The 16710-nt window shown below is 31.6% G+C and carries 16 protein-coding genes; 7 read left to right on the top strand and 9 right to left on the bottom strand.

The window, feature by feature from the left end:
* Entirely contained in the window at positions 1 to 2790 is a 2790-nt protein-coding gene (gene uvrA, locus Q0891_RS07935) for an excinuclease ABC subunit UvrA (protein WP_299100474.1), read from the bottom strand.
* 449 nt (positions 2791 to 3239) lie between these two features.
* Between uvrA and Q0891_RS07930 the strand changes: the two genes are divergently transcribed.
* Positions 3240 to 3824 carry a sigma-70 family RNA polymerase sigma factor gene (locus Q0891_RS07930; protein ID WP_299100472.1) on the top strand — a complete coding sequence of 195 codons (585 nt, stop codon included), beginning with the start codon at positions 3240 to 3242 and terminating at the stop codon, positions 3822 to 3824.
* 57 nt (positions 3825 to 3881) lie between these two features.
* Positions 3882 to 4028: a hypothetical protein gene (locus Q0891_RS07925; RefSeq protein WP_299100470.1), complete on the top strand. Its 147-nt coding sequence runs from the start codon at positions 3882 to 3884 to the stop codon at positions 4026 to 4028.
* Between the two features lie 51 nt (positions 4029 to 4079).
* Here Q0891_RS07925 and Q0891_RS07920 read toward each other — a convergent pair whose 3' ends face one another.
* Both Q0891_RS07920 and nth read right to left on the bottom strand, forming a co-directional pair.
* Entirely contained in the window at positions 4080 to 4598 is a 519-nt protein-coding gene (locus Q0891_RS07920; RefSeq protein ID WP_299100468.1) for a hypothetical protein, read from the bottom strand.
* Positions 4599 to 4664: 66 nt separating this feature from the next.
* On the bottom strand, positions 4665 to 5321 hold the full coding sequence (gene nth / locus Q0891_RS07915; RefSeq protein ID WP_299100466.1) for an endonuclease III: 657 nt from the start codon (positions 5319 to 5321) through the stop codon (positions 4665 to 4667).
* A 35-nt stretch (positions 5322 to 5356) separates the two neighbouring features.
* Between nth and bcp the strand changes: the two genes are divergently transcribed.
* Positions 5357 to 5812 (top strand): thioredoxin-dependent thiol peroxidase, encoded by a 456-nt coding sequence (bcp, locus tag Q0891_RS07910; RefSeq protein ID WP_299100464.1) that lies wholly within the window; start codon positions 5357 to 5359, stop codon positions 5810 to 5812.
* A 73-nt stretch (positions 5813 to 5885) separates the two neighbouring features.
* A complete protein-coding gene (locus tag Q0891_RS07905) occupies positions 5886 to 6284 on the top strand; it encodes a hypothetical protein (protein ID WP_299100462.1) in 399 nt (132 codons plus the stop codon).
* A 73-nt stretch (positions 6285 to 6357) separates the two neighbouring features.
* Here the strand turns inward: Q0891_RS07905 and Q0891_RS07900 are convergent, their stop codons facing one another.
* On the bottom strand, positions 6358 to 7812 hold the full coding sequence (locus tag Q0891_RS07900; RefSeq protein ID WP_299100460.1) for a TonB-dependent receptor: 1455 nt from the start codon (positions 7810 to 7812) through the stop codon (positions 6358 to 6360).
* Positions 7813 to 7901: 89 nt separating this feature from the next.
* Between Q0891_RS07900 and Q0891_RS07895 the strand changes: the two genes are divergently transcribed.
* Both Q0891_RS07895 and Q0891_RS07890 read left to right on the top strand, forming a co-directional pair.
* A complete protein-coding gene (locus tag Q0891_RS07895; RefSeq protein WP_299100458.1) occupies positions 7902 to 8663 on the top strand; it encodes an MBL fold metallo-hydrolase in 762 nt (253 codons plus the stop codon).
* Between the two features lie 2 nt (positions 8664 to 8665).
* Positions 8666 to 9172 (top strand): hydrolase, encoded by a 507-nt coding sequence (locus Q0891_RS07890; RefSeq protein ID WP_299100456.1) that lies wholly within the window; start codon positions 8666 to 8668, stop codon positions 9170 to 9172.
* Positions 9173 to 9244: 72 nt separating this feature from the next.
* Here the strand turns inward: Q0891_RS07890 and Q0891_RS07885 are convergent, their stop codons facing one another.
* From Q0891_RS07885 to Q0891_RS07865, 5 genes are all read right to left on the bottom strand, one after another.
* Positions 9245 to 9889: an alpha/beta fold hydrolase gene (locus tag Q0891_RS07885; RefSeq protein WP_299100455.1), complete on the bottom strand. Its 645-nt coding sequence runs from the start codon at positions 9887 to 9889 to the stop codon at positions 9245 to 9247.
* A 2-nt stretch (positions 9890 to 9891) separates the two neighbouring features.
* Complete coding sequence (locus tag Q0891_RS07880; RefSeq protein ID WP_299100454.1) at positions 9892 to 10224, bottom strand: hypothetical protein; 333 nt, start codon at positions 10222 to 10224, stop codon at positions 9892 to 9894.
* A complete protein-coding gene (locus tag Q0891_RS07875; RefSeq protein ID WP_299100453.1) occupies positions 10224 to 11477 on the bottom strand; it encodes a dihydroorotase family protein in 1254 nt (417 codons plus the stop codon). The genes Q0891_RS07880 and Q0891_RS07875 overlap by 1 nt, the downstream gene beginning before the upstream one ends.
* Positions 11474 to 13399, bottom strand: coding sequence for a BatA domain-containing protein (locus Q0891_RS07870; RefSeq protein WP_299100452.1), 1926 nt, complete (start codon positions 13397 to 13399; stop codon positions 11474 to 11476). Before Q0891_RS07870 ends, Q0891_RS07875 begins: the two co-directional genes overlap by 4 nt.
* A 280-nt stretch (positions 13400 to 13679) precedes the next feature.
* Positions 13680 to 14687 carry a glycosyltransferase family 2 protein gene (locus Q0891_RS07865; protein ID WP_299100451.1) on the bottom strand — a complete coding sequence of 336 codons (1008 nt, stop codon included), beginning with the start codon at positions 14685 to 14687 and terminating at the stop codon, positions 13680 to 13682.
* Positions 14688 to 14772: 85 nt separating this feature from the next.
* Here Q0891_RS07865 and Q0891_RS07860 point away from each other — a divergent pair, with 85 nt between their 5' ends.
* Entirely contained in the window at positions 14773 to 16668 is a 1896-nt protein-coding gene (locus Q0891_RS07860; RefSeq protein ID WP_299100450.1) for a peptidase M61, read from the top strand.
* Positions 16669 to 16710: the final 42 nt, after the last annotated feature.

The raw sequence follows: 16710 nt of genomic DNA, 5'->3' as shown, positions 1-16710 counted from the left end.
TTATAGTTTCTCTTGAAGATATTTTCCGGTTACAGAATTTTTGTCTTTTGCAATGTCTTCTGGAGTACCAACAGCAACTAGTTGTCCTCCATGTTTTCCACCTTCTGGTCCTAAATCAATAATATAATCAGCACATTTTATAAGATCAATATTGTGCTCAATGACAATTATAGAATGCCCTTTAGCGATTAAAGCTTGAAATGATTTTAATAATTTTTTGATATCATGAAAATGAAGACCAGTAGTAGGTTCATCAAAAATGAAGAGTGCATTATCACTTTTACTTCCTTTTCCTAAAAAAGTAGCGAGTTTAATACGTTGTGCTTCACCACCAGATAGAGTAGAAGATGATTGGCCTAAAGTAACATAACCTAAACCAACATCTTGAAGCGGTTGTAACTTTCTATGAATTTTTGTTTCAATATTAGTTTTGAAAAACTCTAGCGCATCATCAATAGTTAAATTTAAAATGTCATCAATAGATTTTCCATCAAACTTAACTTCCAAGACTTCTTTCTTAAAGCGTTTTCCGTTACAAGTATCACAGGTTAAATGGACATCTGCCATAAACTGCATTTCAATAGTTACTTCGCCTTCACCTTTACAAGTTTCACAACGACCACCATCTACATTAAAACTAAAATGCTTGGCAGCGTAATTTCTTATTTTACTTAATTTCTGAGATGCAAACAGGGCACGTATATCATCATAGGCCTTGATATACGTCACAGGATTAGAACGCGACGAACGACCAATAGGATTCTGATCTACAAACTCCACATGCTTTATATTACTATGATTGCCTTTTATTTCTGAAACTTGACCAATTTTATCGCTAAAACCGGTTAATTTCTTTTGAATCGCAGGAAATAAAATCTTTTTTATTAACGTACTTTTTCCACTACCAGAAACTCCTGTTATAACGGTTAGCATTTCTAAAGGGAAAGTAACATCTATATTTTGAAGATTGTTTTCTCGTGCACCAACAACTTCAATACTGTATTTTGAAGTTCTACGTTTTTTTGGAACTTCAATTTCAAGTTGACCATTTAAGTATTTTGCAGTTAATGTGTCTGCGGCAAGAATCTCTTTAAAATTACCTACAGCCATAACTTCGCCTCCAAAAGTTCCTGCTTCTGGGCCAATATCTATAATGGCATCTGCAGCTTTCATTATATCTTCATCATGCTCTACAACAATCACTGTATTACCTAAATCACGTAAAGATTTTAATACTTCAATTAGACGTTCGGTGTCTTTAGGATGCAAACCAATGCTAGGCTCGTCTAATATATACATAGAACCCACTAAACTACTTCCTAATGAAGTGGCTAAGTTAATACGTTGACTTTCTCCACCAGAGAGTGTATTCGATTTTCGGTTTAAGGTTAAATAGTTTAAACCAACATTGGTTAAAAATTGCAGTCTTGTATTAATCTCAGTTAAAAGACGTTTGGCTATTTTTGTATCGCTATCACTTAGCTTAAGATTTTTGAAAAATACGGCTAATTCATCTAAAGGTAAATCCACTAAATCTGTAATTGTAGCTTCATTTATTTTTACATAACTAGCTTCTACACGCAAACGTTTTCCATTACAAACATTACATTTTGTTTTTCCACGATAACGAGACAACATTACGCGATTCTGAATTTTATACGCTTTAGACTCTAACTCCGCAAAAAAAGAATCTAAGCCTTCAAAATATTTATTCCCTTTCCAGATGAGCTCTTTTTGCTTATCTGTTAACTTAAAATAAGGCTTGTGAATAGGGAAATCAAAATGATGCGAGTTATTAACCAATTGGTCTTTATACCAGCTCATAGAGTCACCTCGCCATGGAAAAATTGCGTTTTCATAAACTGATAGTGCTGTGTTTGGTATCACTAAATCATCATCAATACCAATAACATCACCGTAACCTTCGCATTTAGGGCAAGCACCATACGGATTATTAAAGCTGAATAAATGTGCGTTTGGTTCTAAAAAAGACATACCATCTAATTCAAACTTATTATTAAAAACCGTTTGTTTATTATCTGCAAGCGATTCTATAATACATGTGCCAACGCCTTCATAAAAAGCAGTACCAACAGCATCTGCTAAACGGTTGAGGAAATCTTCGTCATTTTTAAAAACAATTCTATCAACAACTAAGAAAAGATTTTTATCTGATTTAATTTTTGTTTTTAAGACTTCATCAATTCTAACAACATCATCGTTTACTTTTATACGTGCATAACCTTGTTGTTGCAAGGTTTGAAGTTTGTTTTCAATCGTTCTACCTTCTTCTAAAGTTATTGGAGCTAAGAGTAATAATTTTGAACGTTCTTCAAATTTTGAAATAAAATTAATAACATCAGAAACTGTATGCTTTTTAACTTCTTCTCCAGAAATAGGTGAGTAGGTTTTACCAATTCTGGCAAATAATAACTTTAGATAATCATAAATTTCTGTGGTTGTACCAACAGTAGATCTTGGATTCGTAGAGTTTACTTTTTGCTCAATGGCAATGGCTGGTGCTATACCTTTTATATAGTCTACTTTAGGTTTATTTAATCGTCCTAAAAATTGACGTGCATAACTACTTAGGCTTTCCACATATCGTCTTTGGCCTTCTGCATAAAGGGTATCAAACGCTAAACTCGATTTTCCAGATCCTGATAAACCTGTTATAACAACCAGTTTGTTTCTGGGAATTACAACATCTATATTTTTAAGGTTATGCAATTTTGCACCTTTAATAATGATGTTTTCTTTAGGATTAACGTCTAATACAGTACTATTCATTGATTATTGTGGATATCTAAGTTTGCAAAGATACTATAATAGCAAATAAGGAATAAATTATGCTTAATTAAATCATCCTTAATGTGTAATAGAACTCATTCAAAATTCAAATTCATATTTTTTTAAGAATTAATTGAAATTTTAAGATTTTTTTAAAATTATCATAAAATTTAATAAAAATAATTGTAAGTCATTGATAGTTAGTATATTTAGTTGTTGGGTTTGCTGATTTACCGTAGATTTTATCAGTAATTTCATCTATAAAAGGAGCTGTTTATCCGACAAAATGTTAAATTTTACTCATATTTTTTGTTTTTTCGGAATGATTGTTGTTATATTTGAAACTTATTCATCTATATAAACAACTGCGTATAATATAATATTACTTTAAAAAACAGCTTTTTAACCCCAAACTTAATAGGAATCTATTGAGCTTTAAAGTAATTATTATGAACAAAGAACTTATCCAGGACGCAGAGTTGGTTAGCAACTACATTAAAGGTAACGAGAATGCACTTTCAGTTTTAATAGAAAGGCATAAACAAAAAATTTACAGTTTTATTTATTCTAAAGTCTATGATAGAGATGTCACTGAAGATGTTTTTCAGGATACCTTTATTAAAGTCATTAGAACTTTAAAACGAGGAAAATATAACGAAGAAGGTAAATTTTTACCATGGGTAATGCGAATTGCACATAATTTAGTGATTGATCACTTTAGAAAAAACAAACGAATGCCCAAATTTCATAACACAGGTGAGTTTAGTATTTTTTCAGTATTAAGTGATTCTACTCTAAATGCAGAAAAATCGATTATAAAGGATCAAGTAGAATCTGATGTTAGACGTATAATTGAAGAGTTACCAGAAGATCAAAAACAAGTGCTTTTAATGCGTATGTATCAAGACATGAGTTTTAAAGAAATTTCTGAAAGAACAGGTGTTAGTATCAATACAGCATTAGGAAGAATGCGTTATGCACTAATCAATATGCGAAAGGTTATTGAACAGAATAATATTGTTTTAACAAATTGATACAATAAAGTAGAGTTAGTTCCGTTTTTGCTATATATAAACTGATAAATTATTAAAATGGCAAAAATTTACTCTAATGCTTCCCCAAAAAAAATGCATAACCTAAACCCAAAAGATGAAACTGTAAAGTTTCTTCTCAATTACTCTAAGGCTTTAAGTGTTATAAGTCATAATAAGATGAAGTTTGAAGCGCTTCTGAATTAATTTAAAAAGCATAAGAACTCCTGAAATTAACGTTTCAGGATTTTTTTATGTTTATAATGAATGGCTATTTAAATACTCATTTTGTAGAAGTTTTAAATAATCTAATACTATTTTTCTATCACTATTGGTTTTATTTAGACAGTTATTATCTTTTTCATCATATACAGTTAGGGCTAAGAACCAATGTCCTTGGCGCTTTACATAGCCATTTGTAAAAATAGGATCTTTATCATTTGCAGCACGTGCTGTGTCAATTGCTAAGCCTAATAAATTAAGTTTTTTATCAGGTATTTCTGCCTCGTAATATGTAAAATAAAATGTTTTATTATCAATTACAATTGGTACGTTTATACCAACATTACTATCATTTAATCGATATTTTTTATCGATATACTGATAAAATTGATTGGCAGCTTTTGGGTCTTCAAAAATATATGCTATCTCTTTAGGAAATTGGCGCTTAAATTTTTTTGCAACCTCTAATTTGTATGTAAAATACTCTGGAGCTTTTCTTAATGATATACAGGAAAAAAATGAAGTGAACAATACTACTAAATATAGCTTTTTCATGGTTCGTGGTTTCAACTATTACCACAATAATTATACCAATACTAGCAGTACTAAATCGTGTTTATATTACTTCTTCTTTTTATAATAGTCGTCTAAAACCGTTTTTCTACCAATAGTTTTGGTAATTATATCTTTATCCAAATCCCAACCTCGAGCTGGCGAATATTCTCGTCCATACCAAATGATTTGTAAGTGCAAATCATTCCAAAGTTCTTCTGGAAAAATGCGTTTGGCATCTTTTTCTGTTTGTACTACATTTTTTCCGTTAGTTAAATTCCAACGATACATTAAGCGATGGATATGAGTATCTACGGGAAAAGCTGGTATGCCAAAAGCTTGTGATAAAACTACTGCAGCTGTTTTATGACCTACAGCAGGTAATTCCTCTAGTGCTTCATAGGTTTGTGGTACTTCGCCATTATGCTTATCAATTAAAATTTGAGACAAGCCATGTATGCCTTTACTTTTCATTGGTGATAAACCTACAGGTTTTATAATTTCTCTAATTTCTTCGATACTTAATTTAATCATGTCATAAGGATTGTCTGCTCGCTCAAATAAAAGTGGTGTTATTTTATTGACTCTAACATCAGTACTTTGTGCAGACATTAAAACAGCAATTAATAAAGTATAAGGATCTTTATGATCTAAAGGAATCGGAATTGTAGGATAGAGTTTATTTAATGTTTCTATAACAAAATCTACTTTTTCTTGTTTGGTCATTATTGTATTTTTACAGAAATACAAATTTACACAATATGACACATTTAAAAGTAGCAGATAAGGCTCCAAATTTTACGGCATTAGATGAGCAAGGCAATTCTATTTCATTATCGGATTATAAAGGAAAGAAATTAGTGGTATTCTTTTACCCAAAAGCAAGTACACCTGGTTGTACTGCAGAGGCTTGTAATCTTAATGATAATTTTGAGCGTTTTCAGTCTTTAGGCTATGAAATTCTGGGCGTAAGTGCAGATAGTGCTAAACGTCAATCTAATTTTAAAAATAAATATGGATTTCAATATCCTTTATTAGCAGATGAAGACAAGGCTGTAATTGAGGCTTTTGGAGTTTGGGGACCTAAGAAATTTATGGGAAAAGAATATGATGGAATTCATAGAACAACTTTTGTAATTGATGAAAATGGTGTTTTAACAGATGTTATTTCTAAAGTTAAGACCAAGGCTCATGCTGAGCAGATTTTGGATGTTTAGATTTTTTTTTAAAATAATTGAAATATCAGCGCAACCTTTTGTAGTCTTTTGAATCTACTAAATAAATAGATATATGAGAAAATTAGTTTACACCTTATTGGCAATCATGGTTTTAGTGTCATGTAGTGATGATGATACAGAAGATGCAGATTTAATTGGGAATTGGAAACTGATAGAGATATTGGTAGATCCAGGAGATGGAAATGGAACTTTTCAAGATGTAGATAGTGAAAAAATGATTACTTTTTTAGGTGAAGATACGTTTACTAGTAATGGAAATATTTGTGAAATGACAGGTTCAATTGAGAATCCTTCTGAGGGTTTTTATTCTGAAACTGATTCGACTATTACACCTGTTGGATGCAGTGATTTGACGGTTATCTTAAATTTTAATTATGAGATTAATGGTAATACACTTAAGATATATTATCCATGTATAGAACCATGCATTGCTAAATACACTAAGCAATAATTTAAATAAAGCAAATAATAAAAAAAGCGTATTGAAATTTTCAATACGCTTTTTTTATTAATATTAATTTAGCTTAGTTTTTGTGTATAACCTCTTCAGATTCACAACCAAATAAGCTTTTCTCTTTAATTAGTTTTGCAACACCTTCTGGTAACATAGGTTCCCAACCATTATCATTATTTGCAATCATTTTAAGAACAGTTCTCGAGAATACGGTTAAATTAGACGTATCAAAATCAGCGATATCCACAACCTTTCCATTGTATTTAAAGAATTTGTATAATTCTTTCATACGTGGATGTACTTTAAGGTTTTCACTTGTAGTTAAACTACCATCCTTATTTTGCATAGGATATAGGTAAACGCGTAAATCTTTATAAAATAATTTACCGAAGGCTTCAAGAATACCACCACTTAAATGGCGATAATATTTTTCATCAAATATATCCACTAAATTATTTACACCCATTGCTAAGCCCATACGAGCTCTAGAATATTGAGAGAAATATTCCACTAATTTGTAATATTCTTGGAAATTGGAAATTAAAACAGTTTGACCTAATGAACATAGTAATTTTGCACGATCCATAAAATCTTGCTCGTCAATTTCTCCTTCTGCTCTTAAGTTAGATAGCGTAATTTCAAAGACAACTTGAGTTTTTTCTTTTTCAACCTTATTTTCTTTTACAAACATTTCTAGAGATTTTTCTAGCATGTCCATATTTACTTTAGTTACAGGTCTAAAACTTCCTCTAAGCGTTAAAATGTTCTTTTTATAAAGTACACGCGCAGGCAAAACGTTATTACCATCTGGCGCAAACATTACGGCATCTGTCATTCCGTTTTTAACCAGTTGTAAACTCATTAATCGGTTATCTACATCTTTAAAAACAGGACCTGAAAAATTAATTGTATCAATTTCTAGTTGATCTTTATCTAAATGATCGTATAAATATCGTAATAATTTACGTGGTTGATTGTATTTGTAGAACGCACCATAAATTAAGTTTGTACCTAATTTACCTAAAGTTTCTTGTTGTAAACGTGCATCTGTTTCTTTAAAACGAACATGTAAAATTATATCGTTGTACTCTTCATTTGGTCCAACTTGGTATTTAATACCAACCCAACCATGACCTTTGTATTTTTTTGCAAAATCAATCGTGGCTACTGTATTAGCGTAAGAGAAGAAAATTTTATTAGGATTGTTATCTCTAGTAATACGTTCTTCCATTAAACGTACTTCATGATTTAGCATTTTTCTAAGTCTGGCCTCAGTTACATAACGTTTATCATCTTCAATTCCATAAATGGCATCGCTAAAGTCTTTATCGTAAGCAGACATTGCCTTTGCAATAGTACCAGAAGCTCCACCTGCTCTAAAGAAATGACGCACGGTTTCTTGTCCTGCACCAATCTCAGAAAAGGTACCATAAATATCAGCATTAAGATTAATACGTAAGGCTTTGTCTTTTAGTGATGGAATATTTTCAATTAAAGCATCACCTTTATACGTTATTTCCTTCATAGAATTGGGATTACATCGTTTTCGCAAAGGTATTAATTTACTATTGCAAACAAAAAAATAAGTTTATTTTTGTTTTAAACCAATTTACATTGAAAATTACATTTTTAGGGACAGGCACATCACAAGGAATTCCTATCATAGGAAGTGATCATCCTGTTTGCTTAAGTGATAACCCAAAAGATAAGCGCTTACGTGTATCTGTTTTGGTAGAATGGGATAATTTCACATATGTTATTGATTGCGGACCAGATTTTAGGCAGCAAATGCTACGTGCTCAAGTAGCGAAAATCGATGGCGTTATTTTTACACACGAGCATGCAGATCATACAATGGGTTTAGATGATATTCGCCCTTTCTTTTTTAGACAAGGCGATATAGACTTATATGCGCATCAACGCGTTTTTGAATCCTTAGAAAAACGTTTTGATTATATTTTTACTACTGGTAAAAAATATCCTGGTGTACCAAGTGTTACAAAGCATTATGTAAAAAATGAGCCTTTCTTAGCGGGTAATATTAATGTTATGCCTATTGAAGGTTTGCATTATAAGCTTCAGGTTTTTGGTTATCGATTTCATAATTTTGCATACTTAACCGATATGAAAACGGTGAGTGATGAAGAAATGGAGAAACTTCAAAATTTAGAGGTTTTAGTGATTAATGCTCTACGCATTAAAGAACATATTTCACATTTTAACTTAGCGGAAGCCTTAGAGTTTATTGATAAAGTAAAACCTAAACGAGCTTATTTAACACATGTGAGTCATTATTTGGGTTTTCATGATGATGTACAACAAAACTTACCAAAAAACGTTTTTTTAGCTTACGATAACTTACAAATTTCAATATAGATATGAAGAATAAAATTTTAATGTATTTATTCATTTTCACTGTGCTTTTGCTCATTTTTCAATATGTAAATTCTAAAAACATATTAGATAAATATGAGGTAGATATTGTTAAAGTGAAATCGCAACTTAAAGAGAGTGAAGCGACCATTAAAGCGATGGAGGAGCAAAATTTTGAAATGAGTTATTTTAATATTGATGGCAATGAGGATGCATTGACATATTTTGAAGCACAAGGTTATGATACAGAGAAATTGATTCCTGCAATCATAGAGGGATTATATAATATGAATGACTACGAAGGTGATGACCATCCTATAGTGCCTTACGTTTCTATGACGGAATCTAAACTTTTAATTAATAAAATTAGAGTTTTAAATCACAAATGGATTATTGCTAATTTCACGGACGGCGAATTTTGGGGCGAAATTTTTGTGAGTTACGAGATTGATGAACAAAATCAGCTTAAATACAAATTGGTAGAGTATTTAATGTATCCATCAGTTAATTAGTTTCAGAGATTCAGAGTATACACTTATTGTAATTAGTGATTTATGTGCGTTTTCAAACCTAATTATTTCAGATTAAATATGGTTTTTTAACCAATCTTTTAAATCATAAAAATTCTGAGGTGCAACACCATGTCCTACAGGATATTCAGAATACACATGATTAATATCTAAAGCTTTTAAAAACACAGGCGCTTTCTGTGCCCAATCTACCGGAATGACTTGGTCTACAGAACCATGAGAACAGAAGAAGTTAAGATGAGAAACGTCTGCTTTATTTATTGATTTAGGTATAATATCTTCATTAACATAACCACTTAAAGCCACAATGTTTCTAATTTTATCAGGATACGTCAGTGCCACAGCATAGCTTAAAATAGTCCCTTGACTAAATCCTAATAAGGTTACATTTTTAGAATCCACAGCATAGGTATTACAAGCATAATCTATAAATTCGGCGATTTTATCCACTGACTCTTTAGCTTGTTCGTTATCACTCCATTTTCCTTTATCAGCATCAAAATTTATAGCATACCATGCATTTCCATATGGTTGCATAGCGTAAGGAGCTCTTAAAGAAATTACCATTAATTCTTCTGGCAATTCTGAAGCAAAAGAAAATAAATCATTTTCGTCACTTCCGTAACCATGGCACATAATTAAAAGTGGTGCGTTTTCTTTTAAAGAAGAAGGTCTTGTGATATAGTGTAGTTTAGACATAATTATTGACCAATGGATTTAAATACATTTTGAAACACATCTCCAATTAATGGAATTTTATTCATCTTTCCAGAAATAGCTCCTATTAAACCATAGAAATATAAAATTGAAAAGAAAATCCAAAAAGACATGCTTACCATCATGCTATCCATACTACTGACAAGAAAAGCAATAATCATATAAAGAATACCTAAGCCTAATCCTTGTCTTATATGAAATGCCGTAAACGGATTCTTTTTGTCTTGGTTCATAAAAAAGGCAATCAACGTACCAAATAAAGTTAAGTAAGCTACTAAACCTAAAGTTTTGCCTTCGTCTATTGTATTTTTATCCATTATTTTAAAGCAATTTTATTGTTGGCAATAATGCCATAAGTGTTCCCTTTTAATTCAGTTCCTAAAAACATAGAATTCTTAGAGCGAGAGGTAATATCGCTTTTACTAAACTCATAAGAAGTATCTGGATTAAATAAAGTTAAATCGGCTAATTCGCCTTCATTTAATGTAGATTCAGCAACACCAAATCTCGATTTTCCTTGGGTTAAAAGACTAATTGTCTTCTTAGTTGTAAATAACGTTTGTAACGCTCCAAAAGCAGATTCTAAACTAATAGTTCCGTATTTAGCATAATCGAATTCTATCTTCTTGTCTTCAATATCAATTGGGTTATGGTCAGTAGTAACCATATCAATAGTGCCGTCTTTTAAACCTTCAACTAAGGCATCACAATCTGTTTGTGTTCTTAAAGGTGGCAATACTTTGTAGTTGGTGTCAAAACTATGTAAAACGTCATCTGTAAACATAAGGTTGTGGACAGCCACACTGCAGGTTACATTTAACTTTTTAGCTTTCGCTGCTCGTATCAATTCTACTGATTTTGCTGTAGAAATTGTTGGTATGTGTAGTTTGCCTTCGGTATATTCTAACAAAAATAAATCTCTTGCGACTTGCAATTCTTCCGCTAAAGCCGGATTTCCTTTTAGACCTAATTTGGTACTATTAATATGTTCGTTGGCAACACCAAGACCAGAAATTTTAGATTCTTGAGGAAAAGAACATACTAAACCATCAAAATTACTCGCGTATTGCAATGCAATTTTCATTAAGTTAGGATTGCAAATTGGCTTTTGGTAATCGTAAAAAGCGACAGCGCCAGCATTAGTCATATCAAACAACTCCGCTAAATCTTCACTTTGGCTGCCTTGTGTCAAAGCACCAATAGGATAGAGGCTAACGGCATTATCTTGTGCTTTAGATTTTACAAACGTAATGTCTGCATAACTGTCAATTACAGGATTAGAATTGGCATTTAAGGCCACAGCAGTAAAACCAGAATTGGCAGCAGTTTTTAAACCGTTACTAATGATTTCGCGTTCTTCATAACCAGGTTCGCCGAAAGATACACTACTATCAAACCAACCTTGCGAAACATGCAAATTGTCTAGTTTAATTTCTTTGTAATTATTGGGATTGGATATGCGTTTTGAAATCTTGGAAATACGACCTTTTTCAATTAAAATATCAACCGTTTCATTGTGAAAATCACTTTTAGAATCAACGATGGTTGCAGATTTTATGAGTGCGTTCATTTAAGATATTTTAGAAGTAACATTTCAATTATTAGAAATATTAATGCAAAAATAACAAACCATTTCCATAACGCATTAATACTTGTGTCACTTTTTATATTATTAATTGTGGTTGCTAAACTCGTTTCTACATCTGTTTCAGTAAAAGCATTTAAATCGTAATAATTAAGGTTACTTTCTGCTCTGTTGTAATTAAAACTGAGGTTTTCGAGAACGTTTTCTTTGTTCTTAACGTTTAAAATTCCTGCTACATTTGGGAAATCGTCAGTTTCTATAACAACCGATTTACTATATGTTTTTTGAAGCGGAATTACAGAAGTTTCTTTAGCATCTAAAGTTAATATATCATCTTGTCCAATGGTTGTTTGAATAGCAATAGAATTGGGTTGGCCAATAGTGTAATACAATTGCGATAATTTTAAACTCTGTAAGCCTAAATTATACAACACAGGAATAATTAATTGTGAATTTTTAAAGTTTGAATTATCAGAATTTATTGCTGAAGAAAAAGCGTAAGTATTAATGTTTCCAACTAAAAAAGGCGAACCATTCTCGTAAGATAAAACGTTATTAGAATTTGAAGCAAAACTATATGATGTTTCAACCTTTGGATATTGAAAATTAGTCACTTTAGAGTAAAATGCATTAGCCAAAAGTGGATGATTATAATTGATGCTTGTTATCCGTTTTTTATTCGTATTTCGGTTAGAAAAAGCACTAATATTTAAGTTTTTAAGTGTTTGATTATAAGAATTTAAATCAATTTTACTTGAGGGAATAATTAATAATTTACCACCATCATTTCTAAACCCCATTAAGGCTGTTTTTAAAGCATTAGAAATGTTGTTTAATTCATTGAGAATAATAAGGTTTTGTTCAGGAATTAAATTAAAATTAAGTGCGTTTAATTTGAAACTTTTAAAGTCGAATTCATCTTCAGTATAAATCCGATTTAGAAACGAATCATCTGCAGTTTCGTTAATCGCTAAAACTTTAATTTTTGGTTTTGTATTAATATTAAAGAAGAAGGTGTTATCATATTGCAAACCTGCATCTTCAATTGTTATTTTACCATTAATGGCTTTATTGTTGGCAATTGTAAAAATGGTTTCTGCATCGTCATCTATAGACACTGCGCTTTTTGTAAGTAACACATCATCATTAAATAAAGAAATGGTAACGTTGTCAACTGGTTCCGCTTGGTTAGATAATTTTACGTTTAAATCTAAAGTTTCAGAAGTAGAATTAGAAACATAAACGCTGTCTATACTAATGTTGGAAACCAATGTCGATTTTGGTTGCACTAATTTTAGTTGAACCGTAGAATCTTTTTCAAAATTTAAAAGATTGCCTTTTTGCTGAAAATCAGACACCAAAACTAAATTCTTTGTTGAAGTACCTGTGTTAGAGAATAACTGTTTTCCTTTTAAATAAACCGCATCATAGTTAAGTTGGTTTGGTGAATATGTTAATTGAATTAAATCGTTTTTTAAGGCTTTAACGGTTGTGTTTCTAAAGGTTTTATCGTTAGTGAAAAGACTAATTTTTTCATCTTCTGGCAATGTATTTATAATATCTTGTATGGATGCATTAAGTAAGGTTCCGTTGCTGCCAGTGGCTTCCATACTAAAGGAATTGTCTAAGTAAATAACGGTTTCTTGAGTTTCATTAAACGCTTCTGTATTTGGTATATAAGGTTGTGCAAACGCAATGATAGCACAAGCTAAAAGTAGCATTCTCGTAAAAAGCGTAATCCATTTTTTTAACTGAGAACTTTTACGTGTTTGTAGCTTTACAGACTTTAAAAACTTAACATTGGTAAATTCAACTTTCTGAAAACGACGAAGCTGAAATAAATGTATAAGAATAGGAATAACCAGCAGAAAAAGTGCGTAAAGTAATTCGGGATTTTTAAACTGCATGCGTTGTTGTTATCTGTTTGTTTTTAAACTTTTGATGCTTTATTTTTCATTTGTTTACACCCCTAAAGTCCCCTCAAGGGGACAGTCTCACTATTGCGAATAAAAAAAACTGAAAGATTTTTTTTATTAATTGTCCCCTTGAGGGGACTTTAGAGGTGCGACGTTAGACCGTTGAAAATAGTATATTCTTACGAATAATTATGTTTCAAAAACCTAGCAGGTCGGCATTGTTCAAATATAAATAATCATTAGAGATAACCTCGTTCAGCTTCTGAGAAATTTAACAGAAAAAGTAATAATCAATCATCGATTGCATCTTTTGAGTTTCAAAATACTGAGTTATTTCTTCTTGTGCTTTGGTGTTGGCAACAGTTACAATACTTTGAGGGTTTTTAAGTTCAGCTAAATAATCAAAATTATAGAGCTCTTGGTCGTAAATATGTTTTCCTATTTTCTTTGGATTATCGCATATCCAATAAAACGGAATCTGTTGTGTCAATAATATTTTGGCTAAGGTTTTTCCTTTGTGTCCTGCGCCCCAAATGGCTAATGGTCTAGAGGCATCGTAATTCAATTCTAAAAAGTATTTCACTTTTAGGTCTAAAAAGGAATTCTCTGCATAATGCTCGTGGGTTCTTGAAGTTCTTGTACTGTAATCTCGCCAATGCAGTAATACTTTATTGCAAGGAATACAGGCGTATTTTGCCTTATAAAACCGGAATGCTAAATCGTAATCTTCAGGATAAATCTCAGAGTTAAATCCGTTACAAGCTTCAAAATCTTCTCTACTAAGCATCCAGCAAGGTGATGGAATGACACATTCTTTATAAATTTCAGAATAATTAGAACCTGTAATTGTCAGTTGATTCAGCCAAGTTTCATAACGCGCAAAACCATCACTAAGTCCGTCTGCTCTAAAATATTTAACTTGGCCAACGGCTAAATGTCCTTTGCCATGGGCTTCAAGATTAGCAACCATTGTTTCAAGTCGGATAGGTGTCATAATATCATCACTATCCATTCTGGTAATATAGCTGCCAGAACTATTAGAATAGGCCGTTTTTAAGGCTTCTATAATTCCTGAGTTATTATTCTTGTAAACTTTAAGTCTAGAATCTGTTTTAGTATAATTTTGGACTATTTTGTACGATTTATCATCGGAATTATCATCAATAAAAATAGCTTCCCAATTGTTGTAAGTCTGATGTAAAACGGACTGAATACACTCAGCAATAAAGGCTTCTGTGTTTTTAAAGGGAATTAAAATACTAACTAAAGGTTGTGACATATTGCGAATTTAACAAAACCTTTAGGTTTTTAATAGTAACACATTGTAGATTTGTGGGTCTTATAAAAAAATTAAAAATTTAAACATGAAGAATTATTTAGCCATACTTGGCTTAAGTGTTGTTTTGGTAGGTTGTGGATCTGCAAAACCAACGGTAGATGATTTAGCAATTAGCAATCCTATTGTTACAGCATTAGATTTAACAGCTGTAGATAATGATAGAGTACCTGTAACAATAAATCCAGGTCGTTTTACAACCGAAACAGTAACTTATAGATTACCAAGAGTGGTACAAGGAACCTATTCCGTTAGTGACTTTGGTAAGTATGTTGATGACTTTAAAGCTTTAGATTATGAAGGAAATGAGTTAACAGTAACTAAGGTAGATACTAATACTTGGACTATTGCAGATGCAACTAAATTAGATAAAATTCAATATTATGTAAACGATACATTTGATATTGAAACTACTGGTGGTATAGGAGGAGAGCAACCTTTTTCGCCAGCAGGTACTAATATTGAAGAAGAAAATTATGTTTTAAATCTTCATGGTTTTATAGGTTATTTTGATTCTTTAAAGAATAATCAATATGCTTTAGATGTAACAGGACCAGCAAATTTTGCTAGAACGTCTGCTTTAGAAGATAAAGGTGTAAAGTCTAGCGATAACGGAACGGTTATAACGAGTAGTTATTTTGCACAACGTTATTTTGATATAACAGACAACCCAATGATGTATGGAAAATTAGATGTTGAAGAATTTATGGTTGGCGATATTAAAATTGTTTTGAGTCTTTATTCGCCTACAGGAAAACATACTGCAGCAAGCTTAAAAGAAACAGTTTACAAAATGATGGAAGCTCAAAAGAGCTATTTAGGGGATGTAAACAGTACACCACGATATGATATTTATGTGTATTTGTCGCGAGGAGATGAAACGTCGCCAAAAGGTTTTGGAGCGTTAGAACATCATACATCTACAGTGGTTGTATTTAGTGAAAACAGTCCGTTAGAAGCTTTAAAAGCATCAATGATTGATGTTGTTGCACATGAGTTTTTTCATATTGTAACACCATTATCTGTGCATTCTGAAGATGTACATTACTTTGATTATAACAAACCTACATTTTCTAAGCATTTATGGATGTATGAAGGTGTAACAGAATATTTTGCACAACACTTTCAAGTATTTGAAGGATTAGTTGATGAGGCAACATTTTTTAACACAATGCAGTCTAAAATAAATATTTCTAGATCGCGTTTAGATGATGCTATGAGTTTTACCATTATGAGTGAAAACGTATTAGAGGAACCATACGCTGATCAGTATTACAATGTGTACATGAAAGGCGCATTAATAGGTATGTGTATTGATATTTTAATGCGAAAAGAAAGTGATGGAAACAGAAGTATGCTTTCTCTAATGAAAGAATTATCTGCAAAATATGGAAAAGAAAAGCCTTTTGAAGATGATAAATTGATTGCAGAAATTACGGCAATGACCTACCCAAGTGTTGGTGAATTTTTAAAAACGCATGTAGAAGGAGATGTGCCAATTAATTACGAAGAATTTTTTGCAATGGCAGGTTTAAAAATGGGAGCATCTCAAGTAGAAACGAACTATATTTTTGCAGGAGGCCAAAATGTGATCTTTGATGGAGATCAAGAAAAAGGTATCATTTTCTTTTCTCCAATGGTTGAGAAGAATTCGTTCTGGAAATCGCAAGGTGTTTTAGCTGGAGATGTAATTAAGAAAGTGAATGGAACTGATTTAACGTTAGCTAATGCGCAAGGTGTTATTGGTGGTATGTTTGGGTGGCAAGAAGGTCAAGAAATAACAATGGACTTAGAACGTGATGGAAAGCCAATTCTAATAAAAGCAACGTTAACCAAAGCGTATGCATCTGAGGAGAAATTGATGGATGATGAAAACGCAACTGAAAGTCAAAAAGCATTAAAATCAGCTTGGTTAAAGGGCTAATTTAAAATACTTCAATTCATAATAAAAAAAAGGGTTTCCAAT

Source organism: uncultured Winogradskyella sp., assembly GCF_947498005.1.
Classification (GTDB): Bacteria; Bacteroidota; Bacteroidia; order Flavobacteriales; family Flavobacteriaceae; genus Winogradskyella.
This window is presented reverse-complemented; position numbering and strand designations above follow the sequence as displayed.